The sequence below is a fragment of the Romboutsia sp. 1001713B170131_170501_G6 genome, assembly GCF_015668195.1.
Lineage (GTDB): Bacteria > Bacillota > Clostridia > Peptostreptococcales > Peptostreptococcaceae > Romboutsia_C.
In genome coordinates this window covers 184,868-201,228 of sequence record NZ_JADPFC010000002.1, presented here as the reverse complement: position 1 = coordinate 201,228, position 16,361 = coordinate 184,868, and the positions used below count along the sequence as shown (strand labels likewise).

The window sequence follows — 16,361 nt, the reverse complement described above, 5'->3', positions numbered from 1 at the left end:
CTAAGCATATATAAATTTATAAAAAATATAAAAATTTGCAACTTTTTAGTATTTATGTCAGTCTAATTGTTGTATACATTTTGTGTCATGGCACATTGAAATAAAGGAGGAATATATGGGAAATGTATTAACATTACCTTGGCAAGGAAGAAAAAAAGGAGGAACAGATATAAAGCTAGTTAAAAAAGCTATAAAAGGGGATTCAAAAGCATTTACAGAATTGATGAAGATTCATAAATCATCTCTTTACAAGATTGCATATAGTTATGTAAAAGATGAGCAAAAAGCTTTAGATATATTGCAAGAAACTACTTACAAGGGATTACTAAATATAAATAAATTGAGTGAACCGCAATTTTTTAAAACTTGGATAACAAAAGTGTTAATAAATGTAGCTATAGATTATTCAAAAAAGGAAGACAAGATAGTTTATATAGAAGAAGAAGCAAATATAGTTGAAAAAACAAAGGAAATTTCAATAGAAGAAAAGTTAGATTTATATGATGCAATAGATAGTTTAAGAGAGCAATACAAAATGGTTATTATTTTAAAGTACTTTAATGACATGACCATTGAAGAAGTTTCCGATAATATGGATATACCAATAAATACAGTTAAAAGCCATATGAGAAGAGCAAAGAAACAATTAAAAGAAATATTAATGGAGGGCGAAATAAATGAGTAATAAAAGATATGATGATATAAATATACCTTTAGAAATAGATAAAGCTATAGAAAATGGAGTATCAAAGGCATTAAAAGAGAAAAATAAAAATCATAAAAGAAATAAGTTACCTAAAATAGCTGCTGCAAGCTTAGTTGGAATACTTACATTAGGTGTTTTAAACCCAGCACTAGCATCTAAAATACCTTTTGTAGGTAATGTTTTTGAAGCAATAGAAAAGAATATTTACTTCCCAGGAAATTATTCTCAATATGCTACAGCTATTAATGAAACCGCATATTCAAATGGAATAGGAGTCACGCTTTCAGAAGTTATATGTGATGGACAATCTTTATATATAACTTATGTAGTTGAAAATGAAAAGCCATTTAAACATACTTCGTGGGGAAATGGGAAAAAATTAGATATGGATCAATTAATAATAGAAGAAGCTTATAATAAAGTTAGTTTTAGTGATGATGAGCTTGACTCAACAGGATTTGCAGGATTAGAAGGAAAATTTATTGATGAATATACATTTGTTGGAGTACAAAAATATAAAATGAATGAAATAAAAGAAGAGATACCAGATGAATTTACATTTAAGACTAAATTAAAAGTTATAGATAATTATGCTATAAATGAAGGTGATAAAGATGATGTAACTTGGGGAACATGGGCTTTTAACATTCCAGTAAAAGTAAATAAAGAATTAAGAAATATTATAAATTTAGAAAATGTAGAAAATGATTTTGTAAAAGTTAATTCAGTTTCTATAACACCTTTTGATATGATAATTAAAAATTCTTACAAAAAAGGGACATGGAATGAATATAGAATGAGGGTATTTGATGATAAAGGAAAAGAGCTAGATCAATCAGAGTCTATAGCAGATAATGATGACAAAGGTGATAAAACTTATTTACAATCACCAAAAGGTAGCAAGAGCATTAGAATAGTGATAGAAAAACCTAAATATAAAGAATTAAAATCACAACCAGGAACATACGAAGAAATAGGCAGTGATGTAGTACTTGATAAAGTAATAAACTTAAAAAAATAATATAGATGTTAAAAGAGTGCATACTTAAAATTTTATAAGTATGCATTTTTTACTTAATAAAGGATTATATTTACTGAAAATCTGTAGATAAGTTATAGACTAAACTTATACCAATAGACTCGTTAAAATAAAAAATGATATTTTAAGCAACGGACGAAGTTGTTGGCGACATGAGCAAAGCGAATTTTTGCATAAAGAAACAAAAATATAATATAGTACAACACTTATATATAAAGGTTAAATATAAGCAAGAAATTTGGAAATACTAAGTATGTGTAAGTTTATTATAAATAAAAGGAGTGCTAGTATGCTAAAACAATTATCAAAAAATCAATATGTAAAAATGACTAAAGTTAATGATAAAGAAAAAGATATTGAATATGGTGTAGTTCTTAATAAAAATGAAGATAAATATGAAATAATGACAATAGGATTTGAAAATAAAAATGGTAACTTTTTAGAATATCCTATAGAATCATATAATCTAGTAGATACTTATAGTATAAATGATGCTGATTTTGATGAAGTAAAAGAAAATGAAGTAAGAAGAAAAATGAATATTTGGATGGAAGAACATTACAGACATTAAAAATTTTAAGGGGAGTTATAAACTTCCCTATTTTTGTAAAAACTATAATATAATGATACAATTTATATAATTAAATCAATATGAATTAAGAAGTTTATAGAATACATAGTAAATATAGTAAATTATAAGTTTAAATGCTATAATTATTAGTAAGCGAGGGGGAATATCAGGTGAAAAATTACATAAATATTGACTCTGAACTAGATGCTTTAAAAATAAAAGAAGTAGAAAAAGTATTCTATGAAAATGTAGAAAAAGATGTAAAAATAATACCTAAAGTAACACCATTTAAAGGGATCAATACAGATATGTTATATATAAAAGATAATAAAGCACTATTTATAAAATTTATGGATACAACAGAAGACATATTCTATATCCTAGAAGAAGATTTATTAGAGGTTATGAGTGAAGAAAATGACCTATTAAACTTAAAAATGAAGCAGTCTCATAGTGATATAAAATATAATTATGTTTTTGTTATGCCATATGTGGATATAGAAGAAGATTATGGATTTAGTGAATTTATATATAAGCATATAATAGACAAAAGTAAACTTGAAGAAATAATGAATGATAAAAAACTACTAGATAATTACCTAGAAGAATCAAATAACGAAGTAAAATTAAATTTATTTATGATGGATGTATGTCCTGAGTATTATTTACTTAATAGTAAATATCACTTAAATAAAAATTTTAAAAAGATATCTTTTTATAGCGATGATTATGAGTATAGTGCTACTATGCTAAATCAAAGTCAACTTATTAAAAGTATATCTATAAAATATGGTGATATACTCTTAAAAGGGGCGCCAGGTACTGGTAAAACAGCAATAATGTTATCTAGAGCTATAAAATTAGCCAGAATATATCCACATCATAAGTTTTTAATAATAACACCATCAAAACAAGGATGTAATGAGCTTAGAGAAAAGGTTAAACTATTATATAAAAATAATAACAACTTAGAAATACATACCTATAGCTCTTTTATATTTAAATTAGCTAAAAAATATAATTTAATAATAAACTATAGTTTACTAAAAAAAGACTATGAAAAAGCTTTTGAAAATCTTATAAAGCAAGCTAAAAATATAATAAAAAATAAGAAGATGTTTAAAGGAATATTTGTAGATAAAGGAGAACAGTATTCAAGTGAGGAAATATATTTCTTAAAAGAATTCTTATATAAAACTAAACACATATTCAATGTGTATTCATGTGAGAGTTCAAATATAAGTAATGATTTAAATATATTTAAACCAAATGTAAATAATCTAGAGTTTGATGAAATAATAGAATTAAAAGATAATTACAAGCAAACTAAAAAACTAGTGGAATTTGTGAATAATTTCTCTGAAAATGCAAATAATTATATACATTCTTTAAGAGAAAATAAAACTTACAATGAGTTTTATAAAAGTATATCTAAAAGAGAAGAGGGAAAATCTGTAGATATAATAAAAGTTAGTGATTTAGATGAACAAATAAGCTCTGTAATATGGGAGATAGAGCATTTAGTAGAAGATAAAGGATTAAATTATAGTGATATAGGAATAGTATATCCATACAACAAAAAGAAATTAAAAAGTGGAAAAATGATATACTTTCAATATATGTTAAAAAAAGCATTAGAAGAAGCAGAAATACCTTATATATGTGCAGATGAAGACTTAACTAATATGAGTGAAAAATTTGGAATAACCATTTCAAATATTTACAATATGAGCAACTTAGAATATAAGGCTTTAGTATTATGTGAGTTAGAAATGTTATACAATCATAAAATAATAGATAGGAGTCAGGATTATCAAATAAACGATTTTGTAGGCGATTTAAATAAAGTATACTCAGCTATAAATAGAGCTTGTGATGATTTGACTATAATAACTGCATTTAATGAAGAATCTAGTGATATAATAAGGCTTCTTATAGAATCAAACATATAAGAAAGTATAAGAACAATGTAAGTACTTTCTTATAGTACATAAATCATTATAAGAGTATTATCAGATTTAATATGCATTATAAAAGTCTTCATTTAGATAATCAAATGAAGACTTTTATATTTATATAAAATTTATAAAGATACTATTTTATAAGGTAAAAATAAGCTAAAACTATTATACCTAGTACTATTCTATAGTATCCAAACACTTTAAAGTCGTGCTTTTTGATATAATCCATTAAAAACTTTATAACAAATACTGAAACTACAAAAGCCACTATAGAACCAGTTAGAAGTACAATCCACTCAAGTCCACTAAATGCAAGACCAGCTTTAGCAAGTTTTAATGCACTAGCACCAAGCATAGTAGGTATAGCTAAGAAAAATGAAAATTCTGCAGCTACATATCTAGATGTACCAAGAAGTATTGCACCTATTATAGTAGATCCAGATCTAGATGTTCCAGGTATTAAAGCTAAACACTGGAATAAACCTATACCAATAGCTAACTTATAAGTTACTTGAGAAAAATCATTATACTTAGGTTTTTTATTTCTATTCTCAAGTAGTATCATGATTATACCGTATACTATAAGTGCAATAGCAACTGTCGTAGCATTAAAGAAAGCTGCCTCTATCTTGTCATCATACAAAAATCCTAATATTGCAGATGGAAAAACAGCTACTATAACTTTAAGCCATAAGCTTATTGTTTCATTCTTTTGAACAGAAGTTTTTGAACTATCAAAAGGATTTAGTTTTTTAAAGAATATGATAATGACTGCTAGTATTGCACCAAGTTGTATTACAACTAAAAATGTATTTACAAAAGTAGCTGAAAAATTAAGGTGCATAAATTCATCTACTAGTATCATATGGCCAGTACTACTTACAGGTAACCACTCAGTTATACCTTCAACGATACCAAGTATTACGGCTTTGAAAATTTCTATTAAATTTGCCATTAAAAAGTTCCTCCAACATAAAATTTTACATACTAAATTAACGTCAACTTAGAGTATACCAATAATAATTATAAGGTGTCAACTAAATATAATATATGAAATGAAAGGATAAATATATGAATAAAACTATAGGATTAGATGATTATGAATATGAAATTTTTAAAAATTTTTCAAAAAAACTTAACCCAGCTACTAGACATGACTACTTATCAAAAATAATAGCATTTAAAGAATTTATAGATGATAAAGAACTTTTGTATGTAGATAAAGAAGATTGTCAAAAATTTATCGATAATGTAAAAGAAAACTATGCAAAGTCAACATCAGAAAAGATATATAGTTATTTACATAGTTTTTATAATTTTTTAATGAAAGAGGAATATATAGAAGTAAATCCATTTAGATATGTAGAAAAGCCTGAAGTAACTAGAATAAAAACTAAAGATGACGTGTTAAGTATTCAAGAAATAAATCAACTAGTAGATTCTATATATAAGTTAACTATAAGAGATAGAGCTATAATAGTATTTTTAGTGACAACAGGATGTTTATTAAATGAAGTAGTTAGTTTAAAATGGAAAGATCTTATGGTAGATGAAAAAGATAATCACTATGTAAGACTTGGCAAAAAAAGAAAGGAAAGGATAGTAAAATTACATCCATATTGTTTTAAGTTATTAGAGGATTATAGAAATTATTCTGGATTATCAGAAGTTATAATGCCTACAGAGGATTTTGTATTTACAACTCAAAAAAGTAATTCTATAACCGATAGAAATGTCAGATTAATAGTTAGAAAAGCATTAGATAATGCTGGGCTTTGTAAATATTCTGCAAAAGATTTTAGACACTCTTATGCTGCTATAGCACTAAGATTAGGTGCTAATGAATCTGATATAAAAAAGCAATTAGGCTGGAGTGATAAATATTATGCTATAAGATATAAATATGTATTAAATTTTGTAGACAGTGAAAGTATAGATTATATGATGAAAAAAGAAAATCTTACGTTAAATAACAAATAAAATGAACATAAATAAAAAAAAACTTGTTATGGTTCGTAATATTTTATATAATTATTATATAATGACTTAAGGAAGGTGCGAAAAATTATGATAGATAAAAAATATAGTACATACCAAAACCCTTTAATAGATAGATATTGTAGCAAGGATATGAGCTATATATTCTCTCCACAATTTAAATTCTCAACTTGGAGAAAGTTATGGGTGGCACTTGCAGAAGGTGAAAAGGAATTAGGAATAAATATAACTGATGAACAAATAGAAGAATTAAAAGCTAACATATATAATATAAACTTTGATGAAGCTAGAAAGATAGAAAAAGAAGTAAGACATGATGTAATGAGTCATGTAAAGGCATATGGACTTCAATGTGATAGTGCTAAAGGTATTATACATTTAGGTGCTACTTCAGCTTATGTTGGAGATAATACAGATGTTATACAAATGGATGAAGCTTTAAAACTTATAAGAATAAAGCTTGTAAACTTAATAAATAACTTAAGAGAGTTTGCTTTAAAATATAAAGACATCCCAACACTTGGATTTACACATTTCCAAGCAGCACAGCTTACAACAGTAGGTAAAAGAGCTACATTATGGGCTCAAGATTTAATAATAGATTTAGAAGATATAAATTACAGAATAGATAATATGAAGCTAAGAGGGGTTAAAGGTACAACTGGAACTCAAGCAAGTTTCTTAAGTTTATTTGAAGGAGACCATGAAAAAGTAAAAGAACTTAATAAGTTAGTTTGTGAAAAGATGGGATATAAATCTTCTTATGCAGTAAGTGGACAAACATACACTAGAAAACTAGATTATCAAGTATTAAGTGTATTATCTGGTATAGCACAAAGTATGCATAAGATGACTAATGACATAAGATTACTACAAAGTTTAAAAGAAATAGAAGAGCCATTTGAAAAAAATCAAATAGGATCATCTGCTATGGCATATAAGAGAAACCCAATGAGAAGTGAAAGAATAGCATCACTTTCTAAATATATAATAGCAGAATCATTAAGTCCTGCATTAGTAGAAGCTACTCAATGGTTAGAAAGAAGCTTAGATGATTCAGCAAACAAAAGATTATCTATACCACAAGCATTTATGGCAGCAGATGCTATAATAGAAATAGGTATAAATGTAACTAATGGATTAGTAGTTTACGAAAATATGATAAATAAGCATATAAATGAAGAACTTCCATTTATGGCTACAGAAAATATACTTATGGAAGCTGTAAAAAGAGGTGGAGATAGACAAGAACTTCACGAAATAATAAGAGAGTACTCTATGCAAGCAGCTTATAGAGTAAAGCAAGAAGGTAAAGATAACAACTTAATAGAGCTTATAATAAATGATGATTCTTTCAAAATGTCTAAGGAAGAAATATTATCTATAATGGATCCTAAAAACTTCGTAGGTAGAGCTCCAGAACAAGTTGTAGAATTTGTTAAGGAGTATTTAGATCCTGCAATAGAAGAGTTTAAAGAACAAATAGGAATGACAATAGACTTAAATGTATAAGTTTTTAAAAGTACCATATTATATGGTACTTTTTTAATATAAAATAATAAAAAATAAAAATATATAATAAAATTATTTTAAAATAAAACAAAAAGTATTGTATTAATAAGATTTATAGTGTAAACTAATTGTTAGAAAAAGAAATATATATAAACATCTAAGGAGGCAAAATGAACCACGTAGTATCAGATACAATCGCGTTTTTATCAAGAACATTTCCAAAAATATATTCAAGTTTATACTTAGAACATTTAAAAGAATATGCTTCTATAAAAAATGTTAATAAAACGCAATTAAGAGCTTTGATGTTTATCAAAAACTATGGGGATATAAGTATGACCGATCTATGTTCAAAGTTAAACATAGAAAAGGGGAGTTTAACTAGCATGGTTGATGATTTAACAGAAAAAGGATATGTAATAAGAAATAGAGATTTATCAGACAGAAGAAAATATTTAATAAGTATAACAGATAGGGGAATGGACCTTGCATCAGATTTTATGGAAAAGTTAAGCAAAAAGCTAGAAGATAAATTAAGTCAATTAAATGATGAAGATATAAAAAGATATAAAGATGCTATAAATACTTTAGAAGATATACTAAATCAAGAAAATTTTAGATAAATGTATAATAAAAATTTTATATTTTATTAAAAAAGAAATAAAAGAGGTAGAAATATACCTCTTTTTTATATGCAAGGAAATTATATTAAGCATCAGCAGATGATAATTGAGCTTTTTTATTAAGTTTTACGTATTTTTCAAGTCCTTCTTTTAATATAGAAGCAGCTTTTAATAAGTCATCTTCATTTAATATATATGCAAGCCTAATTTCATCACGACCTAAACCTTCTGTTGAGTAGAATCCTTCAGCAGGACAAACCATAACTGTTTCATTATCCTTATTAAAGTCTTTTAGCATCCATATAACGAAATCTTCAGCATTTTCAACAGGTAGCTTAGCAACTATATAAAATGCGCCAGTAGGTTTTTTACAAACTACACCATTAACTTTCATTAATTCATTATATAAAACATCTCTTCTTCTTCTATATTCTTCATTAACCTCTTTAAAATATGAAGTTGGAGTTTTATATAGTTCAACTGATCCTACTTGTTCTAATGTAGGGACACAAAGTCTTCCTTGACAAAGTTTTAATATTTGTGCAATAAGCCCCTTATTTTTAGATGCTATAGAACCAATTCTTGCTCCACAAGCACTGTATCTTTTAGATACACTGTCTATTATAACAACTCTATCTTCTATTTCTTTTACATTACCAAAACTTGTATATGAAAGACCATCGTATACAAATTCTCTATAAACTTCATCTGCTATTATCCACAAGTTATTTTCTATAGCTATTTTACCTATCATATCTATTTCTTCTTTTGTGTAAACTGTTCCGGTTGGATTACCTGGGTTGGAAAGTAAGATACCTTTAGTTTTAGAATTGATTTTCGATATAATTTCTTCTTTAGGTGGTAAGTGAAAGCCTTCTTCAGCCTTAGTTGTTATAGGATTTACCTTTACATTTATACATTGGCTAAAGCCATTGTAGTTAGTATAAAAAGGTTCTGGTACTATTACATTATCTCCTGGATCACATATTGCCATAAGAGTGAAAAGTAGTGCTTCACTACCTCCATTAGTAATTAGTATCTCATCATTATCAAAATGTATATCATATGTAGTATAATAATCTTGAAGTGATTTTATTAATTCTGGAATACCATTTGATACAGCGTATTCTAATACATTACTATCAAAGTTTTTTACTGCTTCAAAAAATCCCTTTGGAGTCTTTATATCTGGTTGGCCTATATTTAAATGATAAACTTTAATTCCCCTAGATTTTGCATCAAGTGCATAAGGAACTAACTTTCTTATTGGAGAAGACTGCATAGCAGATACTCTCTGTGAATACTTCATTTAAACTACCTCCTATATAATTAAAGTAACCAGACAATTTTATAGCCCATAGGAAAGAATATTATGACGATAAAGCTTTATAGTAGATTTTCCATAGATAGCTTTAAAAAGTCAATTTATAATTTCAAGATTATAGTAGCATATATGATGTGAAAAATCTTGTATACATACATATAAGAATATACACAAATAGGTAAAAATATTAAAAAAGTAGCAAAAAAATGGATATATAATGTAAAATCAATAGTATAAGGCTTTTATAATAAAGAATGTATTTCTAAGAGGTGTTATAAATGAGTAGCTTAATAATAGATAGCATGAATAATGATAAAATAATAGTAGCAAAAGATAGGTCAAAAAGACCTATGGATAAAACTAAAAATTATGAAGAAATAGAAATATACAATGAGTATGAAAAAACATGTCCATTTTGTAGAGGGAATGAAGAATTTATAGAAGATGAAAAATATAATGTATGTGATAAAAATGGATGGCTTGTAAAATCTGTAAATAATAAATTTCCTATAATAAATGATGAGAAAGAAGAGATATATGGTATACATGAAGTAATGATAGATACTTATAGACATAATGGTAATTTTTATAATATGACTAAAGAAGAGTTTACTCATATGTTTGAGATGTATAAAAATAGATATAAGTATTTCGTAAAGGATAAAGGAATAGAGTATGTTAGTATTTTTAAAAACTTTTTAAGAAAATCAGGTGCATCATTAGACCATCCTCATACTCAAATTATATCTCTATCAATTGTACCACCAGAAATAGAGAATGAAATAAACATAGCAAAGGATTATTATAATAAAAATAAATCATCTTTATACGAAGATATAATAAATAAAGAAATTAAAGAATTTGAAAGAATTATATACAATGGTAAATACTTTTTAGCTTTAGTTCCTTATGCCACTAGATATAGTGGTGAAATAAGGATTATATCAAAAAATAAAATTAGATTTGAAAATATGGAAAAGCAATATATAGATGAATTATCTAAAATATTTGAAAGATTATTTAAAAAACTATATAAGGTAAGAGGATACAGTCCTTTTAATCTATATATACATACACATCCAACTAAAATAAAATGTGATGAGTATTATAATTTTCATATGCATATAATACCTAGAAAATATAGTTTTGGCGGATTTGAATTAAGTACAGGACTATATGTATCATCAATTAATCCTTCAGAATTTGCAAATAAATTAAGGTTTGATAATATAGATTGATAAGAATTAAAACTGGGTAATATAAAAATACAACAATAAACTTAGGAGGAATAAATGAAATTAATATCTTGGAATGTAAATGGAATAAGAGCGTGTGTAACAAAAGGATTTTTAGACTACTTTAATGAAGTAGATGCAGATATATTTTGTTTACAAGAAACAAAGCTTCAAGAAGGTCAAATAGACCTTGATTTAAAAGGATATCACCAATATTGGAATTATGCAGAAAAAAAGGGATATTCGGGAACGGCTATATTTTCTAAAAAAGAACCTTTAAGTGTATCTTATGGGTTAAATATAGAAGAACATGACAAAGAAGGAAGAGTCATAACTTTAGAATTTGAGGATTTTTACTTTATAACAGTATATACACCAAACTCTCAAAGTGAATTAAAAAGATTAGAATACAGAATGAAATGGGAAGATGATTTTAGAAATTATTTATTAGAATTAAATGCTAAAAAGCCTGTTGTAATATGTGGGGATTTAAATGTTGCTCATAAAGAGATTGATTTAAAAAATCCTAAAACTAATAGAAAAAATGCCGGATTTACAGATGAGGAAAGGAATAAATTTACAGAATTTTTAGATTCTGGATTTATAGATACATATAGATATTTTAATGAAGATAAAGAAGGCGTATATTCTTGGTGGTCATATAGATTTAACGCAAGAAAAAATAATTCTGGATGGAGAATTGATTACTTTGTAGTAAGTGATGATATGAAAGATAGATTAGTTAGTGCTGATATACATACACAAGTATTAGGATCTGATCATTGTCCTATAGAGTTAGTCATAAAATAATTGTTAATAAATTTTATATAACCTTAATATAATGATAGTAGTATGATTACATTAAATCATAAGAAAAAATTTATATTAAGGGGGACAAAATGAAATTATTAGAACTTAAGCATAAATTAGAAAAAGGAGAATCTTTAGGCGGAGAGGTTATATATATAAAAGAAGATAATATATTATATGGAATAGAGTGCTTATATGAAGATAGAGAGAACGAATATATAACCCTATTAAAGTCAAAAGAAGAATCTGTTAAGGTATGTGATTTTTTAAATATATTAAATGAACTATATGCAAATATAGGAGATAAAGATGTATTTATAGGAGAAAAAGAGCTAAATAGAAGTCAAAGTAAAGAAATAAAAAGTGTAGAATTTGCTCAGTACGAGCTTATGAAGATGCTATTTATAAATATTTAAATAAAAAAAGATAGAGTATATACTCTATCTTTTTTTATATTTAGGTTCACCACTTAAAAATTGGCCAGTTTTCCCCATCTTATAAGCTAAATCAATAATTTTTTTATCTTCACGATTTAATGGTCTTTCAAGAAGTTTTTCAAATTCTTTGAATAGTTTATCATAATCTAATTGATTTTTTTGACTTCTTTTAGAAGTGCAAGGTGCTTTAACTGTAGTATACATATATACATCAGGAACTATACTTGGATTATATATTTTAATAAACACTTGAGAAGTATAATATGCATCATTTAAAGCATTATGATATGATTTGTCTTGATTTAATCCTAATATATTAATAGCATTTTGAAGACCAATACTCTTTCCAGCTGGGTTATTAAAGTAATTTGAAGCGTGATGTTGTATATTTATATATGATTTAGGCAAAGTTTTAGAAGGTAGACTATAGTAATTTATATTTCTATATAGCTCTTTTAAATCACCAGTTCCCCATACACAAAGCACAGGATTTTTAGTAGAAATAAATTTTTTAAAATCCTTATAAACTTGTGGAAAAGTAGGTGCATCTAAGACGTCATCTATAGTGATATTAGTCATTTTACCAACAAAAGGATGAATTTTTTTGTATAATTGAGGTTTTACATAGCTATTAAAGGTATCTATTAGATTAAAATTGCTATCTAATTTAATTGCACCTATTTGAATTATCTCAAAAGGGCATTTTTCATTAGATACTGTCTTATTAATTTTTTTGTCAAAGCCTTGATTAAATTCTAAGTCAAAAACTATATATTCCATAATACTTCTCTCCTAATAATCTTATCTTGTGATAAAATGTATAATTAAATTATAATATTACTTTCATTAATATATAAAAATACATCTTACTTTAGTATACCCTATATTGATAAAAATGTTAAATAAATGTATAAAAAACAGTAATATGTAACATCGTGAATATGTTTGAAATATAAATTAATAAAAATATTGCGAACTTTAAAAGGTTAATATATAATAAGTATAAATTAAAACACGAACAAAATAATTTATAAAAATAAAAATATAAAAGTTTTAAGTGTCGTGTATATTTTTCAGTATAAAATACATATCTTATAGGGGAGTGTGCTTAAATGCAAAAACTATTATATACAATAGAAAGAGATAACCATAATGAAAAAAATCTTAGAGATATATTAAGTAAAAATAAGCATATAAAGTTTGTATCATTAATGGGAGTTGACTTAGGTGGAAATGCAACTGATGAAAAAATACCTATGGAATTGTTTTTAGATGACATAGACAATTTCTTAGAATCAGCAGTTCAAACTGATGGTTCAAGTGTTGAGCTTTATAATATAGCTACATTAAACAATGCTAAGGTAGATTTAATGCCAGATACAGAGTGTACATGGTTTATAGATTATAATTTTGAGCATATAGATGAAGAAACTAATTTGCCTGTAGGTACGCTTAGAATACCTGCATTTTTAATACATGAAAATAAAAAAGTTTGTTCAAGAGGAATACTTAAAAAATCAGAAAAATATTTTAAAAAATCTATAATAGAATTAGTTAGAGAATATCCACATCTTATAAATAATATAGGAATAGAAAAAGTAGATGATATAGATGATATAATACTAACAGCTGCAACTGAATTAGAGTTTTGGGTAAATACTCCAGAAGATAAGGCTGACTTAGAGAAATTATCAGTATCTCAAAGTTTAAAGGAACAGTACTGGAAAAGAACACACGGGATAATAAGAACGTGCCTAGAAAAGTCAATAATAATACTTCAAAAAATGGGAATAAATCCAGAAATGGCACATAAAGAAGTAGGGGGAATCAATAGTTCTATAAGTATAGATGGTAAAACTAATCATGCTATGGAGCAATTAGAAATATCATGGAAATTTTCTAGCCCTATACAAACAGCAGACAATGAGTTATTAGTAAGGGAAATAATAGAAGATGTATTTACATCTCATGGGCTTGAAGTAACATTTAAAGCAAAACCTATACATGGAGTTGCAGGTAGTGGAGAACATACTCATGTAGGGGTTAGTGCAAAATTAAAAGATGGAAGCATAAAAAATCTATTTGCACCAAGAGATATGAATGAAGACTATGTAAGTGAAATGGGTTATGGAGCGCTTATGGGGATACTTAAAAATTATGAAGTATTAAATCCTATAGTAACATCAACTAATGATGGATTTAATAGACTTGTACCAGGATTTGAAGCACCTGTTTGTATAGTTACATCTTTAGGTCATAGCTATAAACTACCATCAAGAAATAGATCTGTATTAGTAGGGTTAGTAAGAGATATTAAAAATCCTAAAACAGTAAGATTTGAATTAAGATCTCCAAATCCACTTTCAAATACATACTTAGTTATAGCTGGATGCTACCAAACTATGTTAGATGGAATAAAAGCAGTAGCTAAAAGTAAATTAACAACTAAAGAACTTGAAAGAGAAATATCTAAAGAGATAGGAGAAGAAAGTTTCTATTTAGAAAAAAATAGATCATACAGAGATGAAAATGATGTATTTGAGTATTATACAATTGAAGAGAGAAATGAAAGATTTTCATCACCACCAGCAACTGTTTATGAAAATATGAGAAACCTAGAAATAAATAAATCTAAGGTAGATGTGTTAAAAAAAGGAGGAGTATTTACAGAAGCTATAATAGATTCATTTAAGACAGGTGCTATAGACAAGTGGACAAAGGAATTAAATAATAGAATAATACAAAATAATAGAGAAATAATAAGAAATTGTGTAAAATTACATAATAACGAAAATATGGACGCCTTAGATGAAGTTACATGGAATAAAATATGTGATATAAAGTTTAAAGTTATGAAAGATACATTAACTAAAAAATCACTATTTACAGAAATAAAAGAAGCTATAGAATCTAATGATTTTGAAAAAGTATCAAATTTACAATTAGAATTAAATGGATATATAGAAAATATTCAAGTGCTATATGCAGATTACAAAAAAAATATCTACTAAAGCAAAGGAGCTATCTCAAATAGAGAATAGCTCTTTTTTATGATTAAGGAAATTATGATACTTCAAAAAATTTGAGTAATTATTGCAGTTAAGTAATACCAATCAGCTTGGAGAGCGTAAAAAAGACACTTTGAAGTGCTTCGCCGACACGTCGCTCAAGCAACTGATAAAGTCGTTGGAGACATGAGCGAAACAAATTTTTTATTATAAAAAATTAGGAAAGTTTACTTTACTATCTAACAATAATTACTAAATTGAACAAAAAATAAATTTTATCGAAATTATAAAAGATGTAATAAAAATGGAGAAAATAGTTAATACTAATAAATAGTTTTAAAAGGAGTGAAAAAATGAGAAAAAATATATTTATTTATATGTTAATTTTATTAGTATGCATTTTGCCATACAATAATGTACATGCATCAACAGAATCACAAATTGATAGGCTAATAGAAAACCAACAAAAGCAAAATGAAATATCTAAAAAAATAAATGAACTAGATTTAGAATTAAAAAAAGAAGAAAGTGAATCTATAGAAGTTATAAGTATAAGCTTTTTAGAAGAAGATATGGATTTAGTAGAAGAAAAAGAATATTCATTACAAGAAAATAAAAAAGAACTAGAAAAAGAATTAGAAAATCTAATTACAAATAGCGTACAAATACAAAAGAGCATAGAAAAAGAGAAGAAAGAATATTTAGATAAAAATAACTTAAGTTTTATACCTGGTATGTGGCCATTAAAATCATATCATGAAATAAGCTCTACATATGGACAAAGAATACATCCAATAACCAAAAAAGCAAATTTCCATAGAGGAATAGATATACCTGCTCCTAAATCTACTGAAATATTAGCTAGTGATGATGGAATAGTAGATTTTTCTGGTAGTCAAAATGGATACGGTAATGTTGTAAAGATAAAGCATTTTGATGGAAAAACAACAGTATATGCACATAACTCATATAATAGAGTTAATAAAGGTGATATAGTAAAAAAAGGACAAGCTATAGCAGAAGTTGGAAGTACAGGGAATTCAACTGGTAATCATGTACACTTTGAGATTTTATTAAATGGAGAAACTACAAATCCTCTTGATGGAGTAATAAAATAATTGAAATATATTAAAAAGG

At 26.0% G+C, this 16,361-nt stretch carries 15 protein-coding genes; 12 read left to right on the top strand and 3 right to left on the bottom strand.

Annotation, left to right across the window (positions count from 1 at the left end; all coding sequences use genetic code 11):
- Positions 1-115 precede the first annotated feature (115 nt).
- The 4 genes from I4U89_RS06690 (at position 116) to I4U89_RS06675 (ending at position 4,268) form a co-directional block, all read left to right on the top strand.
- Positions 116-685 (top strand): sigma-70 family RNA polymerase sigma factor, encoded by a 570-nt coding sequence (locus I4U89_RS06690; protein WP_195939630.1) that lies wholly within the window; start codon positions 116-118, stop codon positions 683-685.
- Positions 678-1,727 carry a DUF4179 domain-containing protein gene (locus I4U89_RS06685; protein WP_195939629.1) on the top strand — a complete coding sequence of 350 codons (1,050 nt, stop codon included), beginning with the start codon at positions 678-680 and terminating at the stop codon, positions 1,725-1,727. The genes I4U89_RS06690 and I4U89_RS06685 overlap by 8 nt, the downstream gene beginning before the upstream one ends.
- 307 nt (positions 1,728-2,034) lie before the next feature.
- A complete protein-coding gene (locus tag I4U89_RS06680) occupies positions 2,035-2,316 on the top strand; it encodes a hypothetical protein (protein ID WP_195939628.1) in 282 nt (93 codons plus the stop codon).
- A gap of 170 nt (positions 2,317-2,486) precedes the next feature.
- On the top strand, positions 2,487-4,268 hold the full coding sequence (locus I4U89_RS06675) for a UvrD-helicase domain-containing protein (RefSeq protein ID WP_195939627.1): 1,782 nt from the start codon (positions 2,487-2,489) through the stop codon (positions 4,266-4,268).
- A gap of 142 nt (positions 4,269-4,410) precedes the next feature.
- Here the strand turns inward: I4U89_RS06675 and I4U89_RS06670 are convergent, their stop codons facing one another.
- Positions 4,411-5,232 carry an undecaprenyl-diphosphate phosphatase gene (locus I4U89_RS06670; RefSeq protein WP_195939626.1) on the bottom strand — a complete coding sequence of 274 codons (822 nt, stop codon included), beginning with the start codon at positions 5,230-5,232 and terminating at the stop codon, positions 4,411-4,413.
- A 116-nt stretch (positions 5,233-5,348) separates the two neighbouring features.
- On the opposite strand from I4U89_RS06670, the gene I4U89_RS06665 reads away from it, so the two are divergent.
- The 3 genes from I4U89_RS06665 to I4U89_RS06655 all read left to right on the top strand — a co-directional run bounded on the left by I4U89_RS06665 (position 5,349) and on the right by I4U89_RS06655 (position 8,410).
- A complete protein-coding gene (locus tag I4U89_RS06665; RefSeq protein WP_195939625.1) occupies positions 5,349-6,257 on the top strand; it encodes a tyrosine-type recombinase/integrase in 909 nt (302 codons plus the stop codon).
- Between the two features lie 87 nt (positions 6,258-6,344).
- On the top strand, positions 6,345-7,787 hold the full coding sequence (gene purB, locus I4U89_RS06660) for an adenylosuccinate lyase (RefSeq protein WP_195939624.1): 1,443 nt from the start codon (positions 6,345-6,347) through the stop codon (positions 7,785-7,787).
- A gap of 170 nt (positions 7,788-7,957) precedes the next feature.
- A complete protein-coding gene (locus I4U89_RS06655) occupies positions 7,958-8,410 on the top strand; it encodes a MarR family winged helix-turn-helix transcriptional regulator (RefSeq protein ID WP_195939623.1) in 453 nt (150 codons plus the stop codon).
- Between the two features lie 85 nt (positions 8,411-8,495).
- On the opposite strand, the gene I4U89_RS06650 is transcribed toward I4U89_RS06655, so the two are convergent.
- Positions 8,496-9,719 carry a pyridoxal phosphate-dependent aminotransferase gene (locus I4U89_RS06650; protein WP_195939622.1) on the bottom strand — a complete coding sequence of 408 codons (1,224 nt, stop codon included), beginning with the start codon at positions 9,717-9,719 and terminating at the stop codon, positions 8,496-8,498.
- A gap of 293 nt (positions 9,720-10,012) precedes the next feature.
- Between I4U89_RS06650 and I4U89_RS06645 the strand changes: the two genes are divergently transcribed.
- The 3 genes from I4U89_RS06645 to I4U89_RS06635 all read left to right on the top strand — a co-directional run bounded on the left by I4U89_RS06645 (position 10,013) and on the right by I4U89_RS06635 (position 12,195).
- Positions 10,013-10,972: a galactose-1-phosphate uridylyltransferase gene (locus I4U89_RS06645; protein WP_195939621.1), complete on the top strand. Its 960-nt coding sequence runs from the start codon at positions 10,013-10,015 to the stop codon at positions 10,970-10,972.
- Between the two features lie 54 nt (positions 10,973-11,026).
- Positions 11,027-11,779, top strand: coding sequence for an exodeoxyribonuclease III (locus I4U89_RS06640; protein WP_195939620.1), 753 nt, complete (start codon positions 11,027-11,029; stop codon positions 11,777-11,779).
- 89 nt (positions 11,780-11,868) lie between these two features.
- Positions 11,869-12,195 (top strand): hypothetical protein, encoded by a 327-nt coding sequence (locus I4U89_RS06635; RefSeq protein WP_195939618.1) that lies wholly within the window; start codon positions 11,869-11,871, stop codon positions 12,193-12,195.
- Positions 12,196-12,219: 24 nt separating this feature from the next.
- Here the strand turns inward: I4U89_RS06635 and I4U89_RS06630 are convergent, their stop codons facing one another.
- Complete coding sequence (locus I4U89_RS06630; RefSeq protein WP_195939617.1) at positions 12,220-12,996, bottom strand: 3'-5' exonuclease; 777 nt, start codon at positions 12,994-12,996, stop codon at positions 12,220-12,222.
- A gap of 332 nt (positions 12,997-13,328) precedes the next feature.
- Here I4U89_RS06630 and I4U89_RS06625 point away from each other — a divergent pair, with 332 nt between their 5' ends.
- Together I4U89_RS06625 and I4U89_RS06620 are read left to right on the top strand one after the other, a co-directional pair.
- Complete coding sequence (locus I4U89_RS06625) at positions 13,329-15,227, top strand: glutamine synthetase (RefSeq protein ID WP_195939615.1); 1,899 nt, start codon at positions 13,329-13,331, stop codon at positions 15,225-15,227.
- Between the two features lie 350 nt (positions 15,228-15,577).
- Positions 15,578-16,342 (top strand): M23 family metallopeptidase, encoded by a 765-nt coding sequence (locus tag I4U89_RS06620; RefSeq protein WP_195939613.1) that lies wholly within the window; start codon positions 15,578-15,580, stop codon positions 16,340-16,342.
- Positions 16,343-16,361 lie beyond the last annotated feature (19 nt).

Coding starts and splice junctions, on each gene's coding strand:
- I4U89_RS06690 (WP_195939630.1), top strand. CDS start 116: ATGGGAAATGTATTAACATTACCTTGGCAAGGAAGAAAAAAAGGAGGA.
- I4U89_RS06685 (WP_195939629.1), top strand. CDS start 678: ATGAGTAATAAAAGATATGATGATATAAATATACCTTTAGAAATAGAT.
- I4U89_RS06680 (WP_195939628.1), top strand. CDS start 2,035: ATGCTAAAACAATTATCAAAAAATCAATATGTAAAAATGACTAAAGTT.
- I4U89_RS06670 (WP_195939626.1), bottom strand. CDS start 5,232: ATGGCAAATTTAATAGAAATTTTCAAAGCCGTAATACTTGGTATCGTT.
- I4U89_RS06665 (WP_195939625.1), top strand. CDS start 5,349: ATGAATAAAACTATAGGATTAGATGATTATGAATATGAAATTTTTAAA.
- purB (WP_195939624.1), top strand. CDS start 6,345: ATGATAGATAAAAAATATAGTACATACCAAAACCCTTTAATAGATAGA.
- I4U89_RS06655 (WP_195939623.1), top strand. CDS start 7,958: ATGAACCACGTAGTATCAGATACAATCGCGTTTTTATCAAGAACATTT.
- I4U89_RS06650 (WP_195939622.1), bottom strand. CDS start 9,719: ATGAAGTATTCACAGAGAGTATCTGCTATGCAGTCTTCTCCAATAAGA.
- I4U89_RS06645 (WP_195939621.1), top strand. CDS start 10,013: ATGAGTAGCTTAATAATAGATAGCATGAATAATGATAAAATAATAGTA.
- I4U89_RS06640 (WP_195939620.1), top strand. CDS start 11,027: ATGAAATTAATATCTTGGAATGTAAATGGAATAAGAGCGTGTGTAACA.
- I4U89_RS06635 (WP_195939618.1), top strand. CDS start 11,869: ATGAAATTATTAGAACTTAAGCATAAATTAGAAAAAGGAGAATCTTTA.
- I4U89_RS06630 (WP_195939617.1), bottom strand. CDS start 12,996: ATGGAATATATAGTTTTTGACTTAGAATTTAATCAAGGCTTTGACAAA.
- I4U89_RS06625 (WP_195939615.1), top strand. CDS start 13,329: ATGCAAAAACTATTATATACAATAGAAAGAGATAACCATAATGAAAAA.
- I4U89_RS06620 (WP_195939613.1), top strand. CDS start 15,578: ATGAGAAAAAATATATTTATTTATATGTTAATTTTATTAGTATGCATT.